General features: G+C 71.0%; 1 pseudogene. It reads left to right on the forward strand.

Annotated elements, in window-relative coordinates:
- Nucleotides 1-255, forward strand: a pseudogene (locus tag RM844_RS33825) (acyltransferase family protein); the annotation flags it as partial.

The raw sequence follows: 255 nt of genomic DNA on the forward strand, positions 1-255 counted from the left end.
CCAGGAGCTGGGCGAGCCCTGGTGGGTCGGGGCGCTGATGACGCTGGCGCTGTTCGGCTGCTCGGTGGTGCTCACCGCCTGCTTCCTGGCGCTGGTCCCCGGCAGGCACTCGTGGATGACCACGCTGGGCGCCGGCACCCTCTACGGCTACCTGCTGCACGGCTTCCTGATCCGCGGCTCCGTCGAGTGGGGCTGGTACGACCCGGAGGTGATGCAGAACGCCTGGACCGGGCTGCTGGTCAGCACCGTGGTCGC

It is taken from the genome of Streptomyces chisholmiae, assembly GCF_031845445.1.
Lineage (GTDB): Bacteria > Actinomycetota > Actinomycetes > Streptomycetales > Streptomycetaceae > Streptomyces > Streptomyces chisholmiae.